Source organism: Cupriavidus sp. YAF13, from assembly GCF_052113425.1.
Lineage (GTDB): Bacteria > Pseudomonadota > Gammaproteobacteria > Burkholderiales > Burkholderiaceae > Cupriavidus.
The window spans coordinates 39,883-64,672 of the sequence record NZ_JBFRDD010000038.1 but is presented as its reverse complement, the minus strand read 5'-3'; the positions used below and the strand labels follow the sequence as shown (position 1 = coordinate 64,672).

General features: G+C 65.3%; 25 protein-coding genes. 8 read left to right on the top strand and 17 right to left on the bottom strand.

Annotated elements, in window-relative coordinates:
- Positions 1–141 precede the first annotated feature (141 nt).
- Positions 142–1,113, top strand: coding sequence for a M14 family metallopeptidase (locus AB4061_RS27225; protein WP_441639355.1), 972 nt, complete (start codon positions 142–144; stop codon positions 1,111–1,113).
- Positions 1,114–1,209: 96 nt separating this feature from the next.
- Here AB4061_RS27225 and AB4061_RS27220 read toward each other — a convergent pair whose 3' ends face one another.
- From AB4061_RS27220 to AB4061_RS27190, 7 genes are all read right to left on the bottom strand, one after another.
- Entirely contained in the window at positions 1,210–1,737 is a 528-nt protein-coding gene (locus AB4061_RS27220; RefSeq protein ID WP_183035742.1) for an Sbal_3080 family lipoprotein, read from the bottom strand.
- Between the two features lie 172 nt (positions 1,738–1,909).
- Entirely contained in the window at positions 1,910–2,134 is a 225-nt protein-coding gene (locus AB4061_RS27215) for a hypothetical protein (RefSeq protein WP_441639353.1), read from the bottom strand.
- Positions 2,135–2,327: 193 nt separating this feature from the next.
- Positions 2,328–2,531 carry a hypothetical protein gene (locus AB4061_RS27210; protein ID WP_174424410.1) on the bottom strand — a complete coding sequence of 68 codons (204 nt, stop codon included), beginning with the start codon at positions 2,529–2,531 and terminating at the stop codon, positions 2,328–2,330.
- A gap of 55 nt (positions 2,532–2,586) precedes the next feature.
- Positions 2,587–3,165, bottom strand: coding sequence for an OB-fold putative lipoprotein (locus tag AB4061_RS27205; RefSeq protein WP_441639351.1), 579 nt, complete (start codon positions 3,163–3,165; stop codon positions 2,587–2,589).
- A 352-nt stretch (positions 3,166–3,517) separates the two neighbouring features.
- Positions 3,518–3,931, bottom strand: a complete 414-nt coding sequence (locus AB4061_RS27200) for a hypothetical protein (RefSeq protein ID WP_441639349.1) — start codon at positions 3,929–3,931, stop codon at positions 3,518–3,520.
- Between the two features lie 118 nt (positions 3,932–4,049).
- Positions 4,050–5,267: an acyltransferase family protein gene (locus AB4061_RS27195; RefSeq protein ID WP_441639347.1), complete on the bottom strand. Its 1,218-nt coding sequence runs from the start codon at positions 5,265–5,267 to the stop codon at positions 4,050–4,052.
- A gap of 157 nt (positions 5,268–5,424) precedes the next feature.
- Entirely contained in the window at positions 5,425–6,600 is a 1,176-nt protein-coding gene (locus AB4061_RS27190) for an acyltransferase family protein (RefSeq protein WP_441639345.1), read from the bottom strand.
- 249 nt (positions 6,601–6,849) lie between these two features.
- On the opposite strand from AB4061_RS27190, the gene AB4061_RS27185 reads away from it, so the two are divergent.
- The gene (locus AB4061_RS27185) at positions 6,850–7,527 is read left to right on the top strand and encodes a methyltransferase family protein (protein WP_441639343.1); all 678 of its coding nucleotides are present in this window, start codon (positions 6,850–6,852) and stop codon (positions 7,525–7,527) included.
- 76 nt (positions 7,528–7,603) lie between these two features.
- Here AB4061_RS27185 and AB4061_RS27180 read toward each other — a convergent pair whose 3' ends face one another.
- Positions 7,604–8,056 (bottom strand): PA2169 family four-helix-bundle protein, encoded by a 453-nt coding sequence (locus AB4061_RS27180; protein ID WP_441639341.1) that lies wholly within the window; start codon positions 8,054–8,056, stop codon positions 7,604–7,606.
- A 414-nt stretch (positions 8,057–8,470) separates the two neighbouring features.
- Here AB4061_RS27180 and AB4061_RS27175 point away from each other — a divergent pair, with 414 nt between their 5' ends.
- Entirely contained in the window at positions 8,471–9,310 is an 840-nt protein-coding gene (locus AB4061_RS27175; protein WP_441639339.1) for an AraC family transcriptional regulator, read from the top strand.
- A gap of 742 nt (positions 9,311–10,052) precedes the next feature.
- Here the strand turns inward: AB4061_RS27175 and mnmE are convergent.
- Entirely contained in the window at positions 10,053–11,507 is a 1,455-nt protein-coding gene (gene mnmE / locus AB4061_RS27170; protein WP_441639385.1) for a tRNA uridine-5-carboxymethylaminomethyl(34) synthesis GTPase MnmE, read from the bottom strand.
- 14 nt (positions 11,508–11,521) lie between these two features.
- Positions 11,522–12,370 carry a CHAD domain-containing protein gene (locus AB4061_RS27165; RefSeq protein ID WP_441639337.1) on the bottom strand — a complete coding sequence of 283 codons (849 nt, stop codon included), beginning with the start codon at positions 12,368–12,370 and terminating at the stop codon, positions 11,522–11,524.
- Positions 12,371–12,613: 243 nt separating this feature from the next.
- On the opposite strand from AB4061_RS27165, the gene AB4061_RS27160 reads away from it, so the two are divergent.
- A complete protein-coding gene (locus tag AB4061_RS27160) occupies positions 12,614–13,051 on the top strand; it encodes a PaaI family thioesterase (protein ID WP_441639335.1) in 438 nt (145 codons plus the stop codon).
- A gap of 30 nt (positions 13,052–13,081) precedes the next feature.
- Here AB4061_RS27160 and AB4061_RS27155 read toward each other — a convergent pair whose 3' ends face one another.
- A complete protein-coding gene (locus AB4061_RS27155; protein ID WP_441639333.1) occupies positions 13,082–14,035 on the bottom strand; it encodes a LysR family transcriptional regulator in 954 nt (317 codons plus the stop codon).
- Between the two features lie 239 nt (positions 14,036–14,274).
- Between AB4061_RS27155 and AB4061_RS27150 the strand changes: the two genes are divergently transcribed.
- Complete coding sequence (locus AB4061_RS27150; RefSeq protein WP_441639383.1) at positions 14,275–15,396, top strand: M20 aminoacylase family protein; 1,122 nt, start codon at positions 14,275–14,277, stop codon at positions 15,394–15,396.
- An 88-nt stretch (positions 15,397–15,484) separates the two neighbouring features.
- Positions 15,485–16,801 (top strand): MFS transporter, encoded by a 1,317-nt coding sequence (locus tag AB4061_RS27145; RefSeq protein ID WP_441639331.1) that lies wholly within the window; start codon positions 15,485–15,487, stop codon positions 16,799–16,801.
- A gap of 66 nt (positions 16,802–16,867) precedes the next feature.
- Here AB4061_RS27145 and AB4061_RS27140 read toward each other — a convergent pair whose 3' ends face one another.
- From AB4061_RS27140 to rpmH, 6 genes are all read right to left on the bottom strand, one after another.
- The gene (locus AB4061_RS27140) at positions 16,868–17,203 is read right to left on the bottom strand and encodes a type II toxin-antitoxin system RelE/ParE family toxin (protein ID WP_441639329.1); all 336 of its coding nucleotides are present in this window, start codon (positions 17,201–17,203) and stop codon (positions 16,868–16,870) included.
- Positions 17,200–17,436, bottom strand: a complete 237-nt coding sequence (locus AB4061_RS27135; protein ID WP_441639327.1) for a type II toxin-antitoxin system ParD family antitoxin — start codon at positions 17,434–17,436, stop codon at positions 17,200–17,202. The genes AB4061_RS27140 and AB4061_RS27135 overlap by 4 nt, the downstream gene beginning before the upstream one ends.
- 223 nt (positions 17,437–17,659) lie before the next feature.
- A complete protein-coding gene (gene yidC, locus AB4061_RS27130; protein ID WP_441639325.1) occupies positions 17,660–19,330 on the bottom strand; it encodes a membrane protein insertase YidC in 1,671 nt (556 codons plus the stop codon).
- Between the two features lie 22 nt (positions 19,331–19,352).
- Entirely contained in the window at positions 19,353–19,637 is a 285-nt protein-coding gene (gene yidD, locus AB4061_RS27125) for a membrane protein insertion efficiency factor YidD (protein WP_441639323.1), read from the bottom strand.
- Positions 19,638–19,650: 13 nt separating this feature from the next.
- Complete coding sequence (gene rnpA / locus AB4061_RS27120; RefSeq protein ID WP_441639321.1) at positions 19,651–20,112, bottom strand: ribonuclease P protein component; 462 nt, start codon at positions 20,110–20,112, stop codon at positions 19,651–19,653.
- Between the two features lie 118 nt (positions 20,113–20,230).
- A complete protein-coding gene (gene rpmH / locus AB4061_RS27115; RefSeq protein WP_006578231.1) occupies positions 20,231–20,365 on the bottom strand; it encodes a 50S ribosomal protein L34 in 135 nt (44 codons plus the stop codon).
- A gap of 1,013 nt (positions 20,366–21,378) precedes the next feature.
- Between rpmH and dnaA the strand changes: the two genes are divergently transcribed.
- Positions 21,379–23,166 (top strand): chromosomal replication initiator protein DnaA, encoded by a 1,788-nt coding sequence (gene dnaA / locus AB4061_RS27110; RefSeq protein WP_441639318.1) that lies wholly within the window; start codon positions 21,379–21,381, stop codon positions 23,164–23,166.
- A 459-nt stretch (positions 23,167–23,625) separates the two neighbouring features.
- Complete coding sequence (gene dnaN, locus AB4061_RS27105; protein WP_174424425.1) at positions 23,626–24,750, top strand: DNA polymerase III subunit beta; 1,125 nt, start codon at positions 23,626–23,628, stop codon at positions 24,748–24,750.
- Positions 24,751–24,790: the final 40 nt, after the last annotated feature.

Sequence of the window (24,790 nt, the reverse complement as noted above, 5' to 3'; positions counted from 1 at the left end):
GGGGACGGCGGCAGGCGTACCATTTGCTTGTCGCAAGTGGCGGTGCCGGCGGTTGCCGCCCGCCTCCCCTCGCTTCCCTAGCTTCCTTCGCTACTTTCCCTGTTCAGTCGCTATCACTGGCAATCTTGCTGACCTGAAAACATGACGATCACTGCCCCCAGCTTCGACGCTTACCCGGTTGAAGTCGCATTCCCCGATATCTCCGCCTACGCCGCCGGCAACGCCGGCGTGCCCTACGTCCACACCTTCGACAGCGGCGTGCCCGGCCCGCACGTGATGGTCAACGCGCTCACCCACGGCAACGAGGTGTGCGGCGCCATCACCGTCAAGGCGCTGCTGGACCTGGGCCTGCGCCCGCGCCGCGGCCGCCTGACGCTGGCCTTTGCCAACGTCGACGCGTACCACAGCTTCGATGCCGCCCGCCCGGATGCGTCGCGCTATGTCGACCAGGATTTCAACCGCGTATGGACGGCGGCCGTGCTGGACGACACCACCCGTGACTCGTCCGAGCTGCGCCGCGCGCGCGCCATGCGCCCGGTCATCGATACCGTGGACCTGCTGCTCGACCTGCACTCCATGCACGAGAAGAGCCTGCCGCTGATCGTGTCCGGCCCGCTCGACAAGGGCATCGCCCTGTCGCGCGCCGTGCGCGCGCCCGCCAATGTGATCGTGGACGAAGGCCATCCGGAAGGACGGCGCATGCGCGACTACGAAGGCTTTGGCGATCCCGCCAGCGCCAGGAACGCGCTGCTGATCGAATGCGGCCAGCACTGGGAAACCGCCGCCGTGGGCGTGGCCCAGGACAGCACCGCGCGCTTCCTGCTCCATGCCGGCGTGATCGACGCGGGCGACGTGCCTGCAGGCTGGCTCCTGCCCGTGGCGCCGCAGCGGGTGGTACGCGTGACCGAGCCCGTGGTCGCCAGCAGCATGGATTTCCGCTTTGCCGGCCCATACACCGGGCTGGAAACCTTCGCCGAAGCCGGCACCGTGATCGGCTGGCGCGACGGCGAGCCGGTGGTCACGCCGTATCCGGATTGCGTGCTGGTGATGCCGTCGCTGCGGCAACTGCGCCCGGGCGTGACCGTGGTGCGGCTGGGGCAACTGGTAGGCTGACCGGCTGATCGAAGGGCGCGTTTGCGCACCTAGAAAGAGACTGGTGCCGCACTTATCGCTGTAATGGGTACGCCGTCGTCAAGCCGGCGGCGTTGTTCAGGCCGGTGTAGCTGGCGATTGCGGCGCGGCCGGCGCACCTGGCGTGCCGGCCGTGGACGGCTTTGGCCGCATGCCGGGCAGCAATTGCTCGAACAGCTCGTCGATCTTCATCTCGGGCGGGACCAGGTTGCTCAGGTTGATGCCGCCGGCGCTGCGCAGGGCGTCGTAGTTCGCCTTGCCGGCGCGCTCACCATTGATATAGACGATGATCTCCGCCGTACTCAGGAAATCGCGCCAGTAGGTCTGGCGTTGCATGTAGACCGTGGCGGTATAGGGGCACGACGCCACCGACGAGCCGGGCGACAGCATCTTGAACTCAAAGCCGCGCTGCTGCACCGAGTCGCGGATGAATTCCGCATAGGCATTGCCGCCGCTGCCCGGGTTGGCGATCACGCAAAACAGCGTGCCGTCGGCAGGCTGCATGGAGGCGATACGGTCGCCGCGGTCGACCGGGACGACGGCCTGGTACGTGGCGCAGCCGGTGACCAGCAAGCCTAGGCTGGCGGCTAGCAATGCTTTTTTCATGATGTTCCTGGAATCGCTGGTGCAAGAGTGCCGAACCGGGTTGTCGGCAAGCGCGCCCGCCAACTTTAGGCCATTGCGGCGGCGGCAATCGTTGGAACAGAGCGGGTAAACCGGTCCTGTGCCGCTCCTGTGCCGGTCCAGCGCCGGTTCTGCTGCTCGCCCGAGGTTAGCCTCAGAGCACAACGGCCTGGCGGCAGCGTAGCGCCATCACCTGCGCCTCGAAGGCGCGGGCGGCGCGCTGCGTGAGCTGGTCGCGGCAGCCGCGCGGGCGGCCACGATCCACGGCGAGGTGACCGAGCCCGGCCACCTGCCACTCGCGGCGCGTGATGGCGAGGATGTTGGCGAGAGCCTGGGCTTGCGGGGCAGGCAACGTGCCCCGGGAGAGATCTTCCATCATGATATTCAGCGTGGCTTTCGCTCCAGGGGAGCTTCGGGCCATGTCCCGTCGTTGACGTTTATTCGTATCGTGATGGAACGATATGCAACGCCGGAACGCGCCACTATCGATAGCGCACCGATCCTGTTGTGGGATGTGTCCTACAGGCCGCCGGTGTGGCGATTGGCACGCAGCCTTGGCCCGACCGGCGGCCTCAAGCCTTTGCCGCCCCCCCGCTGGCCATCGTGCCCACCACCATCAGGCAGATCGCGGCAAGGAACACCCCCACCAGCAGGATCTGCAGGCGCCCCACCGGGCGGCCCTTCAGGAAGGCGTTGCTAATGAACGGTGGCGAGACCAGGCCCACCACGGTGACGATCAGGATGGTCAGGGCGAGTACGGAAAGCAGGGTTTGCATGCTGGATATTGATCTGGGTAAATCTGGGTAAATCCGGGTAAGTCAGTGCTCGCGCTCAGTTGGCGCCGCCACGCACAAGGCAATCCTCAAGGACAGGCGAGCCTTCCACCTGGCCCGCGCCGGTGCATTCCACGGCCACCTTCTGTCCGCGCCGGACCATGGTGCCGCGCGCTTCCACCTCGCACGTGCGCCCGGCGGGGCCGCAGATCTGGATCGGCAGGAGCTTGGCGCGCACCACCAGGGTCGGGCTATTGGAGCGGATATCCAGGAAGACCGTGTCGTTTCCCTCGCGCCGCACACCGCTGGCCACGCCCTCCACGATGAAATACTTGCCCAGGTAGCGGTCGTTGGCCGCGCCCGCGTTCTCCTGGTAATCGTCGACCAGGGTGTCCGCCTGGTATTGCGGCAGGATGTCGGTGGAGCGGTTCGGGTCGATGCTGATCGGGTCCAGCGTGCCGTTCTTGGGCACCCCGCGCGCGCCGGCGTTGGGCTCCGGCACCGCCGCGGACGCTGCCGTGACCGGCTCGGGGGCCGGCTCTTCCTGCTGCGCTTCATGGTTGCCGGTGAGCCACAACATGCCAAGGACGGCAAGGGCGACAACGCCGATAAGGATTTGCTGGGTACGGTTCAACATCCGGGTTTTCCTGCAATAGAAATGGGCCATTGCGCCGGCAGGCACCGGCCGCGCGCATCGAGCGCGCGCGCTGCGTGCCGGCACGCTCGGCTCGGCTGCCAGCCCGCCTGTGGCAAGGCCTGGCGGTGCCAGGCCGGGCGCTCGGGCGGGGCTTGCCAAAAAAGTTGCCCACAGCTTTGCCCACAGGGTTGTTCGGTCTTCTCCACAGACTTGTCCACAGCCTGGGCGGGGTGCCGTGTGGGGATCCGGGCGGGCATGCGCATGGACTTCATGGCGGCGGTGTGACGTAAGGCTGGCTTGCTACGGGGCTGCCGGAGCTGCGCCGCATCAAGCCCCAACCGGCAAGCCGCGATCAGTGAAGGTTCCGCAGCCCGGTTTCGTCGTCGTCTTCGTCCTCGTCTTCCCAGTCTTCATGCTCGACCGGGGTGTCCGGCGCCATGTCGAACACCATCGAGTGGTGCTGCACGGTGAACCAGTCACGGAACTGCTGCAGCGTCAGCGTTTGCGGCCACAGGCTTTCGTCGAACCACTCCCCCAGCATGAATTCGAACAGGGCGCGCCAGCGCTGTTCCACCCACTGCAGCGCTTCCGCCATGGTCGAGACATCGTCCGGCACCAGGAACACACTCTGGTCCTCGCGCACATGCTCAAGGGTCAGCGTGGCTACCGGGTCGATATCCACGGCCATGATCCATTCGAAGAAAGGCTGCTGCGGCACCAATACGACGAGCGAGCGATTGAGGGTAAAGCGGGGATGATCGGTCATGGCAGGGGCTCGTTCGCTGAAACGGCCCATTGTAGCGGTTGGCCGTGCCCGCATGCGATTCATCGGTGGGCAAGCGGCCCGGCATTGCCAGGCCGCCGCCCGCCGCGGATCAGCACGCCTAGATGATGGGCCGTCCGCGCCTGGCGGGCTCGGTGCCAAATGTGTCCCGCGCTGGCAAGGCAGCGGATGGCGGGGGCGGCGCTGGTGTGGGAACCCGGTTGGGGAACAGCATGTCCTTGAGCCCCAGGAAGCGCTTTTCGATCAGGTGCCAGCTCAGCAAGGCCGCCGCGATGGAGGCGCACAGGCACGCCGCCGAAAAGCCCAGCTGCCACGGGATCTGGCTGCCGAACAGCAGGCGCGGCTCGCCGAACGCCTTGACCGCCACCACGCGGATGATCGGGTGGAACACGTACAGCGCGTAGCTGTACTTGCCCAGGAACACCAGGCACCGGTTGCTGAACACGGCGTGCCGGTCCGTGGCGCAGGCCGCGTAGATCAGGCCCACCGCCACCATGGCAACCACCGAGAAACCCACGGTGTAGATCACCGGGCTGGATTCCAGCCGGGAACCCATGGCCGCGAGCCCGCCCGCCAGCACCAGCAGCGCCAACGGCGCCGCCTTCACCAGCCAGGGCTTGAAGCGCAATCCGCGCCGGACCGCCATCGCCAGCAACGCGCCCGCCACCAGGCCATCCAGCCGGGCCGGCGTGAACACCGAAATGGCGTCCGCGCTGAAGCCTTGCAAGACCATGCCGACGCGCACCGCCAGCGTTCCCGCCAGCAGCACCAGGCAGAGCCGGCGCATGGCGGCCAACGGCAGCAACAACACCAGCAAGGGCCACACCGCGTAGAACTGCTCCTCGATGGCAAGCGACCACAAATGCCCCGCGCCCGCGCCGAAGAACGTGCCGGTCAGCGCCTGCTTGAGGTTGGACAGATACAGCGCGAACCACGGCCAGCTGGCCTGCACCGCCCCCAGCTTGGCCTGCTCGTTGTCGCCAATCCGGTGCGAGATCAGCGGGAACAGCAGCAGAAACAGCACGGCCAGGTAGAAGTAGTACAGCGGAAAGATGCGCAGCACGCGGCGCCCGTAAAACGCGCGCAGGTAGTTGGGCGCGCCCTTGGTGCGCAGCAGGATGCCCGTGATCAGGAATCCCGACAGCGCAAAGAAGATATCCACGCCAATCCACCCCGTCATCGACAACCGGTAGAACAGGCGGTCGAGCGGCAGGTCCGACACCAGGCCCACGTGGGCAAAGTGATAGAGCATGACGATCAGGACCGCCAGGCCCCGCACACCGTCGAGCGCGGAAACGTGTGTACCGTCACGGTTCATGTTCACTCCCTGCCTGGGATGGCCACGCCCGGCGCGGGCGGGCCTTCCGGGCTGCCGTGGTGCAATGTCAAAAGGTACCGCGCGGCCTGGCCCGCGTTGGTGTGGCAGCCAACACAGGCCAACCCAGGCCAACCCCCAGGCCAGCAGCAACGCCCGCTTACAAGGCCTGCTGCGGCAAGTCCTGGAGCGGTTCGGCCTCGACGCCGGGCGCAGGCGCGCCGCCCTCCTCGCTCCCCGCCGCCAGGGCTGCTGCCCGCCCTCGCTTGCCAAGCCAGCTCCTGAGCCGCAGGAAAGGCGCTTCGACCAGCACGTAGCTCAGCGCAGCGGCTGCCAGTGCCTCCAGGATGCAAAAGGGGAAGCGCAGCGCCAGCGGCGACGCCGTGCTGGTAAACAGCTGCTGCCAGACGTACAAGCTGAACGAGATCGTGCCCACGAACACAAAGGCCTTGCTCCGGAGCAGGCGCGATATCCACAACTCGGGCCGCTCCACCACGGCGAGGATCAGCAGGCCCACCGCCGCTGCCAGCGCCACCGGGCCATAGGTCGCCGTCCAGATACCGCCGGCCACGGTGCCGATGACCGGCAGGCCAAGCAGCAGTACCAGGATCAGCGCCGGCAGCGCGAACGCGCCGGCGAAGCGTGCGTTCAGTTGCGCCGTCAGCCGCTCGCGGTCCAGGGCGATGTAGCAACCCATCAGCACCGGGTCCACGCCCGTGTGCAGCATCAACCCCAATTGCCCGCGCAACGAAGGCGTCGTGAAATAACAGAGCACCCTCACCAGCGGCATCAGCAAGATCACCAGCATCAGCCAGCGCGGGTCCTTGCCGCGCAGCAGCAGCAACAGCGCTGGCGGCCACAGCCAGTAAAACTGCTCGTCCAGCGCCAGCGTCCAGAAATGGCCGAGCAGCCACGCGCCGGTGGGATGCGCCATGTTGACGTTGCCCAGCCCGAGCATCTCGGAGTAATTCCAGAGGTGCGCGGCCGCAAACAGGAGCTGCCGCGCATCCACATCGATCAGCCCGACGATGCCGAACAGGCCCAGCGCGATCAGGTAGACGTAGAAAGCCGGCCAGATGCGCAGCGCGCGGCGGCCATAGAAACGCATCAGCCTGATGGAGCCGCAGGCGCGCCACTCAGCCTGCAGCAGCTCCGTAATCAGGAAGCCGCTCAGCACGAACGAGATGAACACGCCGACGCCGCCATTCGCGAGATATCGCAATGGCGCAAGCAATCCCGTGTACCCCCCCTTGGCCATGTGCTCCGCATGGCTGATGACCACCAGCATGACCGCGACGCTGCGAAGCCCGGTCAGCTCTAGAACGCGACGGCTCATTTTTTTCCTACCCCTCAAGGTATCGGGGGGCGCGGTACTCTGCCATGCCTCCCTAGCTTGCCGCCGCGCCACAACGCGCTGCGGCGCGGCGGGCCGCGCGCGGCGCGCGCAACCGGTGGGCATGCGGGATGAATCTAGCTTGCCCCGCCGGCACGCTCTGTGCGCCGGCATACCAAGTGCGTGCTAACGTGGAGACATGACAAACGACAAACGCGCGGCTACCGGTTCGGCGGCAAGGAGGCAGGCGCCATGGGATTCAAGGTCGGCATGATGCTGGCGGCGGAGGGCCTGCTCTTTGCGGCCTTGCTGTTTGGCGCGGCGGGCACGCTGGCCTGGCCCGCCGCCTGGGCTTATCTCATTGTGTTTTTTGGCGGCGGCTATTGGCTCACGCAACGCCTGGCGCGGCACGATCCGGCGCTGCTCGCCGAGCGCATGAAGGTGCCGCTGCAACGCGGCCAGCCGTTCTGGGACAAGATCCTGCTGCCGATCGTGCTCGTGGCGTGGATCGCATGGATGGTGCTGATGGGCCTGGATGCGGGGCGCTTTCACTGGTCCGCGATGCCGCTGTGGCTCCAGTGCCTGGGCGCAGTGCTGCTGGTGCTGTCATATCTCGTGATCGACCGCGTGTTTCACGAAAACACCTTCCTTGCGGCCGTGGTCAGGATCCAGGCCGAGCGCGGGCACCGGGTGGTGTCGAGCGGCCCCTACGCCGTGGTTCGCCACCCGCTCTATGCCACCATGCTGGTGTTCCTGCCGGCCAATGCGCTGATGCTCGGCTCCTGGTACGGCGTGGCCGCATCGCTGGTGCTCATCGGCGCCATCGTGTTTCGCACGGCAATGGAAGACCGCGAGCTGCAGCGCGGCCTCAAGGGTTACGCGGCCTATGCGGCCCGGGTGCGATACCGGCTGGTCCCGTTCGTCTGGTAGTTCGTCAGGCGTCAGGCAGGCAGCCGGTCTTTGCTACTTATCGCAGGGGATTGCCGACGATCAGCGCATCGCAGCCTCAATGAATCTGCATCCCGCGCATGGCGTGGATGCGATCGTGATGCCACTGGATGCCCTCGTACTGGCGCTGCACCACCGCGCGGATCTCGGGCGGCATGTCCTTCATCAGCGCCGACTGGTACTCGCGTTTCGCCGTTTCCTCATCGCGCTCGCAGAGTTGCAGCACCGCATCGTCGTTGTGCGGCGCGATCACGTGCAACACTTCCATCCAGCCGCGATGCAGCGTGCCGCCCATGCTGCCGCGATCCCGGGGTTCCGCGCCCAGCGATGTCACCAGTGCCTGCAACTCCATCACCGAGGCGCGGCACGATTCCGCCGTGCCCGCGAGAATCGCGCGTATCTCGGGGTTATGCACCTCGCGGGCGCCGGTCGTGCAGCTGAGCTCGCCGTCCTTGCCGACCTCGATCAGGTGGTTCAGGGTGCCGACGATTTGTCCTTGCGCGTTGGTCATGATGATCTCCTTGCCGGTCTTGCATGGACAGGAGCCCGTGCGACTTCTCGTGTGAACCCCTGCGTACATCCGCGCCGCATGCTACACGCCTGGCGTCGATGCCCGTGCGGGATTCAGGCCCCTGCTTCCTGTGCTTGCTTTGCCTGGTTGGCTTGCCGCGCGGCACTTCTGCTATTGGCTCGCGCGCTGGCAGCCGCGTTGACCAGCGGCGGGCGAGATGGGGGTGGGATTTCAGTATAGGAGGGTGTGCGGAATCGTTGTGGCGAGGGCGGACCAGTCTGTGCGCTGCGGCTTGCCGTAATCGACCCACAACCGACCCGCATGCGCTTATCCGCACTTCGCGCTAGCCAAGCCACAAAAAAACCGCAAAATCTGCAAACCGGCCGCCGGTAGATTGCACGCCATGGAGACCACATGAAACCCGAGACCCGAATCCAGTACGCCCAACGCATGGAGCCCGTCCTGCGGTGGCTGGCAAGCCACCCCGACGCCGACCCGGAGTTGTACCAACTGGCCGACCTGGCCTGCCTGTCGCCGTATCACTTTCATCGCGTCTATCGCGCCATGATCGGAGAAACGGTGAACGCCACGGTACAACGCCTGCGCATGCACCGTGCGGCAATCGCGCTGGCGGGTACCGAAGTTTCATTGCGTGATGTGGCGCTGCGGGCCGGCTACGAGTCAGACGCGGCGTTCAACCGGGCATTTGGCGCGGCCTTCGGCATACCGCCGGGGCGGTATCGCGCAGCCCGCTCCGGTCCCTTCAACCCTCAGGAGCTAGGCATGTATCCCATCAAGATCGAAACCTTTCCCGGCACCGTTCTGGCCGCGCTGCCCCATCATGGCAGCTATCAGGAAATCGGCCCGGTGTTCACCCGCGTCTTCATGCTGGCGGCCAGCCGGGGCCTTGCCAGCCCGGACGCCATCGGTTTTGGCGTGTACTTCAGTGATCCCGAACAGGTGCCGGCAGAGCAATTGCGCTCGCTGGCCGGCATGCCGGTTGCGCCGGATGCCGACCTGGGCGACGAGCTGGAGCGATTCGAAATCCCGGCGGGCCGCTGCGCGATACTGACTTACACAGGCCCCTACAACGAGATGGGCAAGGCCTACAACTGGATGTTCTCGGAATGGCTGCCGACCAGCGGGGTCGTGCCGGCGGACTTTCCCATGTTCGAGCAGTACGTGAACGATCCGCGCACCATGCCGCCCGCGCAGTTGCAGACGCGGATCTGCATGCCGGTGAAGCAGGGCTGAAGCCGGCCCGAAGCCGGCTTACTTGTTTCCACGTAGTCGGCCGCGTCCACCAGATGCAGCACCAGGTCGGCGCGGCCCACGGCTTCCCAGGAGCGCATTGAGATGGTTCCAGTTCGCCTTCGGCATCGTTCCACCATTGATTCCCACGCTACCTATTTCGTCAGATCGATACAGACGATTCCATGCAAAAAAGCAGAAAATTCCCAATGCCAATGAGTGCGATTCACATTTATTGTTTGGTCGGCGAGAATATTATTTAGTCTTGTTGGCTATTTGGGGAAGTCCCTTGGAAAAACTGAAAAAAGTCATTGGATCCCTGATTTGTTTCATATTTGAGGTTTGCGTGGGAATGATAGCTGGATATCTTCCCGCTATCATAATAGGCCTTTCTTTTTATATCGTGGGGATGTGGGCAAAGGAATGGATAGATGTAATATTATCGAGGTCATGAGCAGGTTGAGTGGGCAGTTTATCCAAGCATGGGAAATCGTACCTACTGCAAAGCTTGATTCGTGGGCATGTGGGAAGCCCGAGGGCAGGAGCAATAGAATGCCAATTTGAGAGGGCCTCTACTCCCACTCGGCAGACTGCCAGAGCGCTCGACCAGTTGACTATCCAGGTGCGTCCCTAAGTAACCCTGTCTGAAAAACAGGCGGCCCTGGTAGACCGCCGTAATCTGCATCCGTTCGTGGCCCAGTTCACGGTTGATTGGATTTTTCTTGCTTCCGTTCTGGAACTCAAGTTACTTCCCAATACAAAACCGCGTAAAAATCGTCCCCAGCAGATCGTCACTGCTGAACTCGCCGGTGATGCTGTTGAGATGGTCCTGCGCCAGGCGCAGTTCTTCGGCGAACAGGTCCAGCGCCTGCGCCTCTTGCGCCGCGCGCTCTTCGGCCAGGTCCAGGTGCGATTGCGCGTTGCGCAGCGCGGTGAGGTGCCGCTCGCGCGCGAGGAAGGTGCCTTCGTTGCCCGATTGCCAACCCACCAGCCGCAACAACTGGCTGCGCAGCAGGTCGATGCCGGCGCCGGTGCGCGCGGAGATCCATACCTCGGCCGGGTTCGGGCCGATGGCGGCCACCACGTGCGGGCGATCCGCGCCGAAGTGGTGCTCGCCTACCTTGGGCGCCAGGTCGATCTTGTTGACCACGCGCAGGATCGGCGAGCCCGGCGGCAGGTGGCCGGAGAGGCGGTCGTCGATGGCGTCGTCGATCTCCGACAAGCCGTGTTCCACGTAGTCGGCCGCGTCCACCAGGTGCAACACCAGGTCGGCGCGGCCCACGGCGTCCCAGGTGCGCTCGATGCCGATGCGCTCGACTTCGTCGGTGGCGTCTTCGCGCAGGCCGGCGGTGTCGATGATATGCAGCGGGATGCCTTCGATCTGGATGGTCTCGCGCACGCGGTCGCGCGTGGTGCCGGGAATCGGCGTGACGATGGCGAGTTCCGCGCCGGCCAGCGCGTTGAGCAGCGACGATTTGCCCACATTGGGCTGGCCCGCCAGCACCACCGACAAGCCTTCGCGCAGCAGCGAGCCTTGCTTGGCCTGCGCCAGCACGCCGGCCAGCGCATCACGGATATCGGCCAGCTGGCCGCGCGCGTTGGAGGCTTCGAGGAAGTCGATCTCTTCCTCGGGGAAATCCAGCGTGGCTTCCACCAGCATGCGCAGGTGGATCACCTGTTCCACCAGCGCGCGGATGGCGTCGGAGAACACACCTTCCATGGAGCGCGCGGCCGAGCGCGCGGCGGCTTCGGTGCTGGCCTCGATCAGGTCGGCCACGGCTTCCGCCTGGGCCAGGTCGAGCTTGTCATTCAGAAAGGCGCGGCGCGTGAACTCGCCGGGCTCGGCCAGGCGCAGGCCCATCTCGCGGCCGGCGTCCAGGCAGCGCGCCAGCAGCATCTGCATCACCACCGGGCCGCCGTGGCCCTGCAGCTCCAGCACATCCTCGCCGGTGTACGAGTGCGGCGCGGGGAAGTACAGCGCCAGGCCGTGGTCGATCGCCTTGCCGTGCGCATCCAGGAACGGCAGGTAGGTGGCGTGGCGGGCTTTCAGCGCCTGGCCACACACGGCCTGCGCAATCGCGCTCACGTCGGGGCCGGACACGCGCACCACGCCGATGCCGCCGCGCCCGGGTGCGGTAGCAATGGCGGCGATGGGCGTGGTGCGAGCGGAACGAGGCTGGAGGGAGTGGGTTGCGGTCATGGCAGTCGTGGCAGTCATGGCGATATTGTCGCAGATCGATCCGGCGCAACCGTGGCACCCGGCGCATGCGCCGCATCCGCCGCGGGCATGTTCAGGCACTCCATCATCAGGCGGCGTGCCACCACGCCGTCGATCAGGTCACCCAGGCTGCCTTGGCGCTTCACCAGCTTGCGGTGCAGGCGCTTGGCATAGCGCTTGGCCAGTACCGGCTTCAGGGCCTCGATCACATAGCGCAGCCGCTTGCTGCCAATGCGAAAGCGATGCACGCGCGCCAGGTCTTGCGAGCGCGCTGCGTGCGCCAGCGACTTCACGCGCTTGCACGCGCGGCGCACCCGCCGGCGCGCGAACGCCGCCAGCCGGTCCTGCGCGGCGGCGCCCGCCCGTTGCGCGCCGCCATCGCCCAGGTGCGTGAGGTCGCGGTGCAGCACGGGCAGTGGCCAGTGCTGGTGTTCGGTGAGTTGCGCCAGCATGGTGGCGCGTGCGTAGTGGCGGCGCGTGATCGCGGTGTCATGTACCGCCAGCAGCACCGGATCCTCAGGCTGCAAGTCCAGCGCGGGGCTCAAGGTCTGGCTGATGAACACGTCCCAGTCGCGCACATCGCTGGCGGCCTGCGCCAGCTTGCGCAGGCAATCATCCCAGCGCGCGCGGATGGCCTTGGGCAAGGCCGGGGCAAATGCCCAGCACACGGCGCGCAGATGCCGCACCGCCACACGCAACGCATGCACATCGTCGGGATGGTCGCRCCGGTGCAGGGCATCCAGCTGATCGGCAACCGCCACCAGGCCCGCATCGCCGAGCACGATGAAGGCATCGATGGCGCGCATGCGAGGATGCAACTGCAGGGGAAGATTGGCGGCGCGCATGGCGTATCGGCGTAGGCGTATCTACCGGAACAGCCTGATCTTGCGGAGGCCAGCTTCAGGGCACGTTTCGCGGCACGTTTCAGGGCACGTCTAATCAGTGTAGGCCAGTGTAGGCGATTGTGCCGGTTGCGCCGCACTCCATTGACAGCCTGCGCGCTTCGGGTTGCAATGCGTGCTGGCAACGCCAGCCGGCCTGCCATCACAAGGCCGTACCCGATCACCACCCGTGCGAGGAGCAGCGCCATGTCCACCGAACAAGAGCGGCTTTTGCTGCGCGACACCATCGAGGCCGGCTTTCGCCAGGCTGCCTTTGTCGCGGACGTAGGCATCCGGCTGGTGGATTGCGGGCCGGGCTGGTGCGAGAGCGAACTGCTGGTCACGCCCCGCCACCTGCAGCATGGCGGCATCGTGCATGCCGGCGTGCAAGCTACCATCGCCGACCACACCGCCGGTGCCGCCGCCAGCACCATGCTCGACGCCGGGCGCCATGTGGTCACCGCCGAATTCAAGATCAACCTGCTGCGCGCCGCCCGCAGCGATCGCCTGACCTGCCGCGCCGACGTATTGAAATCCGGCCGCACGATCATCGTGGTGGAGGCCGATGTCTTCGCCAGCGTGCACGGCGAGGCGGTGCTGGTCAGCCGCTTCAACGCCACCATGAGCGTGCTCGACCTGGCCTGAGACGGCGTCCGGTCGCAACCTCGAGGCGGCTCAGAACAACAGCGTCAGCAGATCGAACAACTCCCGGTCCGCCGGGGCGGCGGAACGGGCGCGTCGCCGGATCACTGCCCGCAGGCCATCCACGAAGCACTGCGCGGCCGCGCCACGCATCGCGCTGCGGCGCGCGATGATGCCGAGCTGGCTCGATTCGAAGCGCTCGGCCACCGGCACCGCCTGCACCCAGCCGCGCAGCGCATCGGTGAACATCAGCGGCCGCGGGCAATAGGTGATCATGCCCGCATGCCGCACCATTTCCAGCAGCAACGAGGTGGAATGGGCGCGATGCAGATGGCGCGGTTCGATGTCGGCGCCGTGTTGCCAGAACAGGTTCTGCATCATCGCGGGATAAGTGGCGGGCGTGTAGTTCACTACCCAGTCCTGGTCCAGCAGCTGATGCAGCGAGGTCTTGCCAGCGCAGGGGTGGCCGCGCCTGGCCACCACGCGGGAGTCGTAGGCGAGCAGGAGCTCGCAGTCGAACTCCTGGCCCGACATGGTTGGCGTGAACGGGCCCACCACAAAATCGAGCAGGCCCTCGCGCAGGCGCGGCAGCGCCACCGCCGTCAGGCCCTCGAACACCTCAAGCTGCACCCCCGGCATGCGCTCCCGGAAATGCAGTATCGCCTCGGACAGGAACGTCAGCATGACCCAGGGCGTGACGCCGATCGACAGCCGCCCGCCCACCTCGCCGCGTAGCTCCGCCAGTTCCGCGTTGGCGCGGTCAAGCTGGCCCACCACCAGGCGGGCGTGGCCCAGCAGCCGGTGCCCCGTCTCCGTGAAGCCAACGCCGCCCGCGGTGCGCAGCAGCAGTGCCAGGCGCTGCTCCGCTTCCAGTTCGCGCAGCGCCTTGGTCACCGCCGCCTGGGAGTGGCCCAGCAGGCGCGCGGCGGCACGGATGCTGCCGGCGTCGGCAACGGCAACCAAGGCCTGCAATTGATGGAGTTTCATGGATCGCGCGAAGTAGGCGGCGGCGTGGGTCGGCCAAAGAGACAACCAATGGTTGTCAGGATAACAAGATTGCGGCTTCCCGCGGCAGTTGGACGCTGCCTATGATCGGCTCCTGTTCCAAGGGGGCGCCGCCGGCATGGCTTGCGCCACCCGGCACCCACAAGGAGACCGTCATGCTGCAGACCACCCAATCGACCCAATCCCCTGTATTGCCAGGCATCCGGGTCATCGAAGCCGAGATGGTGGCCTTGCGCCACCGCATCCATTCGCATCCGGAGCTCGGCTTCGAGGAGTTCGTCACCAGCGACCTCGTGGCGGAGTGCCTGCAGGCCTGGGGCTACGCGGTGCACCGCGGCCTGGGCGGCACCGGCGTGGTCGGCACGCTGCGCAACGGCGAGGGCCGCGCGCTGGGCCTGCGCGCCGACATGGATGCGCTGCCGATCCAGGAAGCCACCGGCCTGCCCTACGCCAGCAAGCTCGACGGCAAGATGCACGCCTGCGGGCACGACGGCCATACCGCCACCCTGCTCACCGCCGCCAGGTACCTGGCCGAGCACAAGCCCTTCAAAGGCACGCTGCACCTGATCTTCCAGCCCGCCGAGGAAGGCATGGGCGGCGCCCGCGAAATGATGAACGACGGCCTGTTCACGCTGTTCCCCTGCGACGCCGTGTTCGCCTTGCACAACATGCCCGGCCATCCGGTCGGCAAGTTCGGTTTCCTGTCCGGGCCCTTCATGGCCTCGTCCGACACCGTCACCATCCGCGTGAGCGGGCGCGGTGGCCACGGCGCGATGCCACACAAGGCGATCGATCCGGTGGTGGTGTGCGCCTCCATGGTGATGGCGCTGCAAAGCGTGGTGGCCCGCAACGTCAACCCGCTCGACATGGCCATCGTCACGGTTGGCGCCATCCAGGCCGGCAATGCACCCAACGTGATTCCCGACACCGCCGAGATGCGGCTGTCCGTGCGCGCGCTCAAGGCCGAGGTGCGCGACCTGCTCCAGACCCGCATCACCGCGCTGGCGCACGCGCAGGCAGAGAGCTTCGGCGCGCGCGCCGAGGTCGATTACAACCGCCGCTATCCGGTGCTGGTCAACCATCCCGCCGAAACGGAACTGGCCCGTGAAGTGGCGCGCCAATGGCTGGGCGACGAAAGCCTGATCGACAACATGGTGCCGCTCACCGGCAGCGAGGACTTCGCCTTCCTGCTGGAGCGGCGCCCCGGCTGCTACCTGATCATCGGCAACGGCGATGGCGAAGGCGGCTGCATGGTGCACAACCCCGGCTACGACTTCAACGACGCCTGCCTGCCGCTGGGCGCCACCTACTGGGTCAAGCTGGCCGAGCGCTACCTGGCCTGAGCCGCGCCGCCCACGGGCATGACCGGGCGGATGCCCGGCAATAAGCAAAAACAAGCAAAAACGATTAGCGATTCAAGGAGACCGGACCATGTCCACCACCGCACCGGCGCAGGCGCTTGCCGCCGCGCCCGCCCTGCCCGCGCCCACGCGCCGCGCAATCGCCGCCATCACCATCGGCAACGGGCTCGAGTTTTACGACTTCACCGTCTACAGCTTCTTTGCCGTGATGATCGGCCGGCTGTACTTCCCGGTGCAGGGTGCGCTCGGGCAGCTGATGCTGTCGCTGGCGACGTTTGGCGTGGGCTTTGTGGCGCGGCCGCTGGGTGGCGTGCTGATCGGCCTGTACGCCGACCGCGTTGGCCGCAAGCCGGCCATGACGCTGACGCTGTGGATGATGGGGCTGGGCTCCGCGCTGTTCGTGGTGGCGCCCACCTATGCCCAGGCGGGCCTGTTCGCGCCGGCGCTGATCGTGCTGGCGCGGCTGGTGCAGGGTTTTGCCATCGGTGGCGAGATGGGCGCATCCACCGCGCTGCTGATGGAGTACGCCGATGACAACTCGCGCGGCTACTTCGGCAGCTGGCAATTGTTCAGCCAGGGCGTGAGCGTGCTGCTCGGCTCGCTGGTCGGCCTGGTGCTGACCAATGCGCTGCCACCCGCCGCGCTGGAGAGCTGGGGCTGGCGCCTGCCCTTCGTGCTCGGCATCCTGGTGATACCGGTTGGCCTCTATATCCGGCGGCATCTGGATGAGACCGGCGAGTCCGCCACGGCGGGCGCACACGGCGCCACCAGCGAGCGCGCGGGCCTGTCGGAGGTGTTCGTCGGCCACGGCCGCGCGGTGGTGGCCGGCGTGCTGATCACCATCGGCGGTACTTCCGCCAACTACATCGTGCTGCACTACATGGCCAGCTACGCCGCAACGGTGCTCAAGCTGCCGCTGTCGGTCGGCATGGGCGCCGGTTGCCTCGCCGCGCTGGTGCAGGTGGCGTTGTGCGCCTATGCTGGCCGCCTGTCGGACCGCGTCGGGCGCAAGCCTGCCATCCTGTGGTCGCGCGTGGCGATGTTGCTGCTGATCTACCCGGCCTTCCTGCTGATCAACGCGCACCCCACGCTCGAGGTGCTGCTGGCCGCGGTGGCCGTGCTGGCGCTGATGCTGGTCTTTAACTCGGTGCCGTCGGTGGTGCTGCTGACGGAGCTCTTTCCCCGCCGGATTCGCGCCACGGGACTGTCGGTGGTCTACTGCATCGGCGTGCTGGTGTTCGGCGGGTTTGCGCAGTTCCTGGCGACCTGGCTGATCGATTTCACCGGCAACCGCAACGCGCCGGCCTTGTATGTGATCGGCTGCGGGATAGCGTCGCTGGCGGGACTGGCAATGGTGCGGGAGACAGCGGGCAAGCGGCTGGATTGAGGAGACGGTCCGATGGGGTCGCGACGGTGGCCTACCGCCTTGCGCCTGGCCGTGCCTGCGCAAGCGTTATCGGGAAACCTCGTCGCTGTCACGCAGCCAGGCGGGGATGTCTCGCATGCCATGCAGGACGCGCCAGACATCAATGTGGTTGTCGCGCTCAACGTAGAACACGATGTGCGGGTAGCGCGCCAGTGGCCAGGTGCGTAGGCCCGGAAGATCAAGCTCGTGTGCGTAGCGGGGCGAGCCGGCGGCTGGATACTTGCCAATGTGCACGTAGGCCTGCTCCAGCGCGTCAATGAATCCAAGTGCTGCCTGCTCAGCGTCTTCGTTCAGATAGTAGTTGACCGATTCCTCGATATCACGCCTGGCAAGCGCTCTCGGGACGACAGGCTTGGCCCTCATCCCCGAGCGTTGCGCACCCGCGCTCGCAGGGCGTCGAAGTAGTCGCTATCCACCGGCGCAGTCGGCGCCGAATCGGCACCCGCCAATAGCAGGCCGCGAAGGTGCTGGCGATCCTGATCCTTGCGGATCAGCTCGCGCACGTACTCGCTGCTGGTGCCGTAGCCGCGTTGGTTGACCTGCTCATCGACAAAGGCCTTGAGCGTGTCAGGCAGAGAGATATTCATTGTGCTCATGCGTTCATGCTAGCGAGTTTGGCAAAATTTGGCAAACCTTCTGCATGGTGTCTTGCTGCCACGGCAACGCCACCTGGCGAAGCACGCTCCGGAAAAGCAAAATCCCCCGCAAGCCGAAACTTGCGGGGGATTTCAGTGAGGCCGCCATTGACGCCTTGAGCGACCTCTTTGATGCATGTGCCGGGCCGGCGCGGGTTTGCCACCCGCCGGCCCGGTCTCAACGTCAGCCCTTGGCCACCGCGGCGGTCTTCGCCTTGCTCTTGCCAAGCATCCGGTTGATCTGCCATTGCTGCGCGATCGACAAGACGTTGTTGGTGACCCAGTACATCACCAGGCCAGCCGGGAAGAAGAAGAACATGAACGAGAACACCAGCGGCATGATCATCATGACCTTGGCCTGCACGGGGTCCGGCGGGGTCGGGTTCAGCTTGGTCTGCACGAACATCGACACGGCCATCAGCACCGGCAGGATGTAGAACGGATCCGGCACCGACAGGTCATGGATCCAGCCCAGCCAAGGCGCACCGCGCATTTCCACCGACGACAGCAGCACCCAGTACAGCGCAATGAACACCGGGATCTGGATCACGATGGGCAGGCAGCCGCCCAGCGGGTTGACCTTCTCGGTGCGGTACAGCGCCATCATCTCCTGGTTCATCTTCTGCGGATCGCCCTTGTGGCGCTCGCGCATCGCGGTCATGCGGGGCTGCAGGTCCTTCATCTTGCCCATGGACTTGTAGCTAGCCGCCGACAGCGGGAAGAACACCAGCTTGATCAGCACGGTCAGCCCGATGATCGACCAGCCCCAGTTGCCCAGGAAGCCGTGGATCTTTTCCAGCAGCCAGAACAGCGGCTTGGCCAGGATGGTCAGCCATCCGTAGTCCTTCACCAGTTCCAGGCCCGGGGTGATCTTCTCGAGCATGCGCTCTTCCTGCGGGCCGGCGAACAGGCGCGCATCGGTGCTCACCGTGGCGCCCGGGGCGATGGCGCCCAGCGGCTGCTGCACGCCCACGCGGAACAGGTTGTTGTCGATCTTCTCGACGTAGAAGCTGTGCTCCTTGCCCGATTGCGGAATCCACGCCGAGGCAAAGTAATGCTGCACCATCGCCACCCAGCCGCTGGACCCGGCCGCGGGGACCGAAGCCTTGCCCTTGCCGATGTCGTCGAAGGTGATCTTGTGGTACTTGTCGGCGTCGGTGTAGATGGCCGGGCCGGTAAAGGTGCTATAGAACTGCGACTGCTCGACCTTGCTGCCGTCGCGCGTCAGTTCCATGTACAGCGTCGGCGAGATCGGCTTGCCGCTGTCGTTGGTCACGGCAAATTTCGTGTCGACAACGTAGCTGCCCTTGTGGAAGGTATAGGTCTTGTCCAGCTTGACCCCGTCCTTCTCCGCCGTCAGCGTCAACGACACCTTGTCCGACCCAGCCAGGTCGCGCGGGCCCGCCGAAGCGGTAAACACCGTGGTGTGGTTGGGCAGGTCGCCACCGATCAGGCCGGAGCGGGCCATGTAGGTGCGGGTCTGGTCACGCTCGAACAGCACGACCGGCTTGCCGTCATGCTCCTTGTGGTTCAGCAGTTCCAGGCGCGTCAGGATACCGCCGGCGGTATCGATCTGGGCACGCATCACGTCGGTGCTGACCACGATCTTCTCGCCGCTCGGCTGGGCCGCGGCTGCCGGGACGGACGCCGGAGCGCCTGCGGCGGCGCCGGCCGTTGCATTGGCCTTGGGCACGTCGCCTTGCGGGGCCGAAGCGCCGCCTGCGGTTGCCGGAGCCTGCTGCGTCGCGCTCGGGAAGAACATCGACTGGTGACCGTTGGCGCGCTGCCAGTTGTCGTAGAGCAGCACGAGGGCCATCGAGAAGATGACCCAGAGTATGGTGCGTTTGATATCCATGTCTCGCTGTGGTCGGGGGAAATCAGGGGCGGGGTAGCCGGATCGTGACTGGACGGCCAGTCGCGGGGCGAGCCCGGTCTTGCTTGGTTGCCGATGCCGGTGGCACCGGATCATACCCGCCATCCGTGAACGGATGGCAACGGCATAGCCGGCGAGCGGCCAGCCAGCTGCCGCGCCCTGCGCCGTGGCACAGGATCGCTTCGCGGGCGTAATCGGAACAGGTGGGCAGGAAGCGGCACTGCGAGCCGAAAAACGGGCTCAGGGCGATCTTGTAGATGCGCAGCAGGGCAAGCAGGATTCGCTTCATGGCAGCGGGCCGGTCAGGCAGGAGCGCCCGAGGGCGGGACTTCAGTGGGCGCAGCCTCGGCGGACTTTGGCGGCGACACCCCGGAAGGGGCGGCAGGGCGCGGGGCAAGCGGCTTCACCGCTACCTCGAACAAGCTGGTCAGCTCGGCCAGGCACACCCGGCGTATCGCGGTGCGGCTGGCAAACTCCGCGCGCGGAAACTTGGCCTGCAGGCGCAGCAGCACATCGCGGCCCGCGAGTTTGTCCTGCCGTTGGCGGAACAGTTCCCGCACCATGCGCTTCACCAGGTTGCGCTCGGCGGCACGCGCTGCGAACTTCTTGCCAACCACGACACCCAGGCGGGCTTGCGGCAGGCCGTTCTCGCCCACATACAGCACGAAATGCTGGCTGCGTCGGCGCGGACGCAATGCAAAAACGGATGAAAACTCATCCGTTTTTGTGAGCCTCGCGGCTTTAGGGTAGGCAAAGGTAGTCACGCTAGGCAAAGCGAGCGGAAAAGCTGTGCTTGGCTGCTGGCTACCGGCCGTCCAAAAGGCGAGGCGAGTGGCCAAGGCGGCGCAAGCTGCTGCACCGCCGTGGCCGGTCGCCAGGCCCTTAGACTGCCAGGCGCTTGCGGCCCTTGGCGCGACGCGCGTTGATGACGGCACGGCCGCCGCGGGTCTTCATGCGCACGCGGAAACCATGGGTACGCTTGCGGCGGGTAACGGAAGGTTGGTATGTACGTTTCATGTTGCACTCTCTGGTTGATCTGGGCTCGCCCGGCTTCCGGCGTTAAGCCGGGCGCCGCCGCGTATGGTTCGCATGGGGCTGCCGCGGTTTGCGGTGTTGCCGACTGCTGTGGTGATCTTGCTGCCGACCGTGTATCTCGCGAATCGATGGCACCGACGAATCGGACATCGACGCCGCGCGAAGCAGTTGTGGGAGGGAATCTTGCCGGAGCGGAAGCGTAAAACCAACCCATCCGTTCCAACCCCATCAGCCTGCCCGGCCCGCTGCCTGTTCCGGCCAATCCAGCTGTTTCCGGCGCGCTTCAGCTTAGTAAAAAACCAAGGATACGCACCGGTTTTGCACGGAACAGGTCAGACCCGGCGATGCGCATACGTGATCCCCTGCGGCATCGCAGAACCCGCCATTTAACTGAGTTTCGCGCGACGTGTCAAGACTGCAGATGGATTAGAGCCTTGTGAGGCACCCTTGCCTTAAAAATACGCAACAGGCTGTTGTATTTCATTGTCCACAATCGCCAGTGGGTAAGTTTTTTTTCTTCGGGGGTGCCACCCGGGGTCGCTTGAGGTGAGCGAAGTCTCTGTTTCGCATAGGTTTTCCCGCGTTTTGGCTACCCGGAAACCCGCGCCAGAACTGGGGTTGTGCACAACAATCCACTGCTTTTTCACAACTTATCCACAGACTTATCCTTTGTGGATAACTTGGGGCGGGGGGTACAATCCGGGTCCAAACACCACACGGGCTGCGTGGCGCAAGCGCAACCCGGGCAACACCCCTGGCATGCCGGACAACGGACGCGCAACGGGCAAGCGGCGATTTCGCCGCCTCGCCCGTCAGCGGCTCCCGCTTGTCGCGTCGATCACCATGGGGGCCCGGGCTGCGGGGTCATTTGCGGATCGCTTAGCGATCGCGTTCAGGTTGCATGAACCAACGGCAGGGATGCCTCACCGATCCTTGCCTGTCGTCCATTCGGCCGGGCCGTCCATGCACCGTGGCGAACACCGAACAACAAAACAATGCAAGATTTCTGGCAGGCAGCAGCCGCGCAGCTCGAGCGCGAACTGACGCCGCAACAGTTCAAGACCTGGATCAAGCCGTTGGCGCCCGTGGGCTTCGACGAGCAAGCGCATGCGCTGCGCATCGCCGCGCCCAACCGCTTCAAGCTCGATTGGGTAAAAAGCCAGTTTTCCGGCCGCATCACCGCGCTCGCCTGCGAATACTGGGAAGCCAACGTTAGCGTTCACTTTGTCCTGGACCCCGCCGCCTCGGGCCGGGCTGCCGCCGGCTATCCGCAGCAGTCCGGCCAGCCGGGCCAGCCCGGCATGGCGCCGCAGCACGCCGGCCCCGGCTATCCGTCCGGCCAGCCGCTGTCGCAGAACTTCGGCCAGCCTGGCATGCAGCCGGGCCAGGGCGGCCAGGGTGGCCAAGGTTATGGCCCCATGAACCAGGCCGGCGGCCAGCGCGGCGGGCAAGCGCCCTACCCGGGCAATGGCGGTAATGGCGGCAATGGCGGCAACTATCCCGGCAGCGCCAACCAAGGCAGCATGGGCGGCATGGGTGGCGAGATCGTCGATATCGACGTGCCGCAGCTGGACCCGGCCGAAGCCAGCGCCCGTTCCTACCGCGTGCAGCCGTCGCAGCAACCCATGCAGGGCGGCCACCCCGGTAACCAGGGCGGTCATCCGGGCCATCAGGGTCACCAAGGGCATCCGGGCCAACAAAACCACCAAGGCCACCCCGGCAACCAGCTCGGCGGCCAGCAGCAGAACGACTCGGTGCACGAGCGCTCGCGCCTGAACCACATCCTCACCTTCGACAACTTCGTCACCGGTAAGGCCAACCAGCTCGCGCGCGCCGCCGCCATCCAGGTGGCCAACAACCCCGGCAAGTCCTACAACCCGCTCTATCTATATGGCGGCGTAGGCCTGGGCAAGACCCACTTGATCCACGCCATCGGCAACTTCATGTTGCTGGAGAACCCGCGCGCCCGCATCCGCTACATCCACGCCGAGCAATACGTCTCCGACGTGGTCAAGGCCTACCAGCGCAAGGCGTTCGACGAGTTCAAGCGCTACTACCACTCGCTCGACCTGCTACTGATCGACGATATTCAATTCTTCTCCGGCAAGAACCGCACGCAGGAAGAGTTCTTCTATGCCTTCGAAGCCCTGATCGCCAACCGGGCGCAGGTGATCATCACCAGCGATACCTACCCCAAGGAAATCAGCGGCATCGACGATCGCCTGATCTCGCGCTTCGACTCCGGCCTCACGGTGGCCATCGAGCCGCCCGAGCTGGAGATGCGCGTAGCCATCCTGATGAAGAAAGCCGCCGCCGAGAACGTGAGCGTGCCCGAGGAAGTCGCCTTCTTCGTCGCCAAGCACCTGCGATCCAACGTGCGCGAGCTGGAAGGCGCGCTGCGCAAGATCCTCGCCTTCTCCAACTTCCACGGCAAGGACATCACCATCGATGTCACCCGTGAAGCGCTGAAGGACCTGCTGACGGTGCAGAACCGCCAGATCTCGGTTGAGAACATCCAGAAGACCTGCGCGGATTTCTACAACATCAAGGTCGCGGACATGTACAGCAAGAAGCGGCCCGCCAATATCGCGCGGCCCCGCCAGATTGCCATGTACCTGGCCAAGGAACTCACGCAGAAAAGCCTGCCGGAAATCGGCGAGCTGTTCGGCGGACGCGATCACACCACCGTGCTGCACGCGGTGCGCAAGATCGCCGACGAACGCAGCAAGGACGCGCAGCTCAACCACGAGCTGCACGTGCTGGAACAGACGCTCAAGGGCTGAGCCCGAGCGTGCAATCACAATGAAGCAGCAATGAAGCAGCAGTGAAGCAGCATTTGCCCGGCCCCGTCACGCGGGGCTGGCATACTGTAGGGTACGCGCCGGGCAGGATCCGGCGCATGAATCAATCGGAAAGCAACACCGGGGCATTGCGGAACATTGCCATGAAAACGGCCTGGGCTAAGGCTTTGCGGTGAGTCGGGACGAGCGGGCGGAGGGGGCGGCCAGCGACAACAGTCGCCAGCCACCGAAGAAGTCTGAATTTGTGTCGCTTTGCGCACAATTTTCACCCTCTGATCGCGCTTCTCCCGCTTCACCGCAGCGGCTTATCCTTGGTACAATGGCGAATTAACTTGTTGATTCCAAAGCGTTTTGGAAGCGGTATTGGAAACCGCGCAGCAAGTTAGTGCCAGTCAGTGCGCACCCGCGGTCGCTTACTACAAACGACGAAGGATAAATTCAATGCAATTGGTCAAAACCTCGCGAGACAATCTGCTGCGTCCGCTGCAAATCGTGAGCGGCATCGTGGAGCGCCGCCACACACTCCCGATCCTGGCCAACCTGCTGATTCGCAAGTCCGGGTCCAACGTATCCTTCCTCTCGACCGACATCGAGATCCAGATCACCACGCACGCCGAATGCGGCGTGGGCAGCGACACCGTGGCCACCACGGTTGCCGCCCGCAAGCTGCTCGACATCCTGCGCGCCATGCCCGACGGCGAAGTCGCCCTGTCGCTCAACGACAAGCGCATGACCGTGCAGTCCGGCAAGAGCCGCTTCGCGCTGCAGACCCTGGCTGCAGAGGAATTCCCCACGGTAGCCGAAGCCAGCGAGTTCGGCGCATCGGTCAGCCTGCCGCAAAAGACCTTCAAGCACCTGCTCGCCATGGTTCACTTCGCCATGGCCCAGCAAGACATCCGCTACTACCTCAACGGCATGCTGCTGGTGGTGGACGGCAARAAGGTSATGGCMGTSGCYACCGACGGCCACCGCCTGGCCTACTGCGGCGTGGAACTGGACACCGAAGCCACCAGCGGCGAAGGCGCACCGTCGCGCCAGGAAGTGATCATCCCGCGCAAGACCATCCTTGAGCTGCAACGCCTGCTGGAAGACAACGACGATCCCGTGCAAGTGCAACTGGCCGCCAACCAGGTCAAGTTCACCTTCGCCAATATCGAGCTGATCTCCAAGCTGGTCGAAGGCAAGTTCCCGGACTTCCAGCGCGTGATCCCCAAGGGCTACAAGAACGCCTTCGCCATCGACCGCGTCAAGCTGCAGCAAGCCCTGCAACGCACCGCCATCCTGACCACCGACAAGTTCAAGGGCGTGCGCTGCATCCTGGATACGCACGTACTCAAGATCAGCTCCACCAACGCCGACCAGGAAGAAGCGCAGGAAGAGCTCGAACTCGATTACTCGGGCGATGCGCTCGACATCGGGTTCAACGTTACCTATTTGCTGGACGTGCTCGCCAACCTCAAGAGCGAGCAAGTCCAGGTCAGCCTCGGCGACTCCAATTCGAGCGCGCTGATCACCGTGCCGGAAGACGACAACTTCAAGTACGTCGTCATGCCGATGCGCATTTGATGAGCCGGTAACAAGGACCACAAGATACGCAAAACCGGAG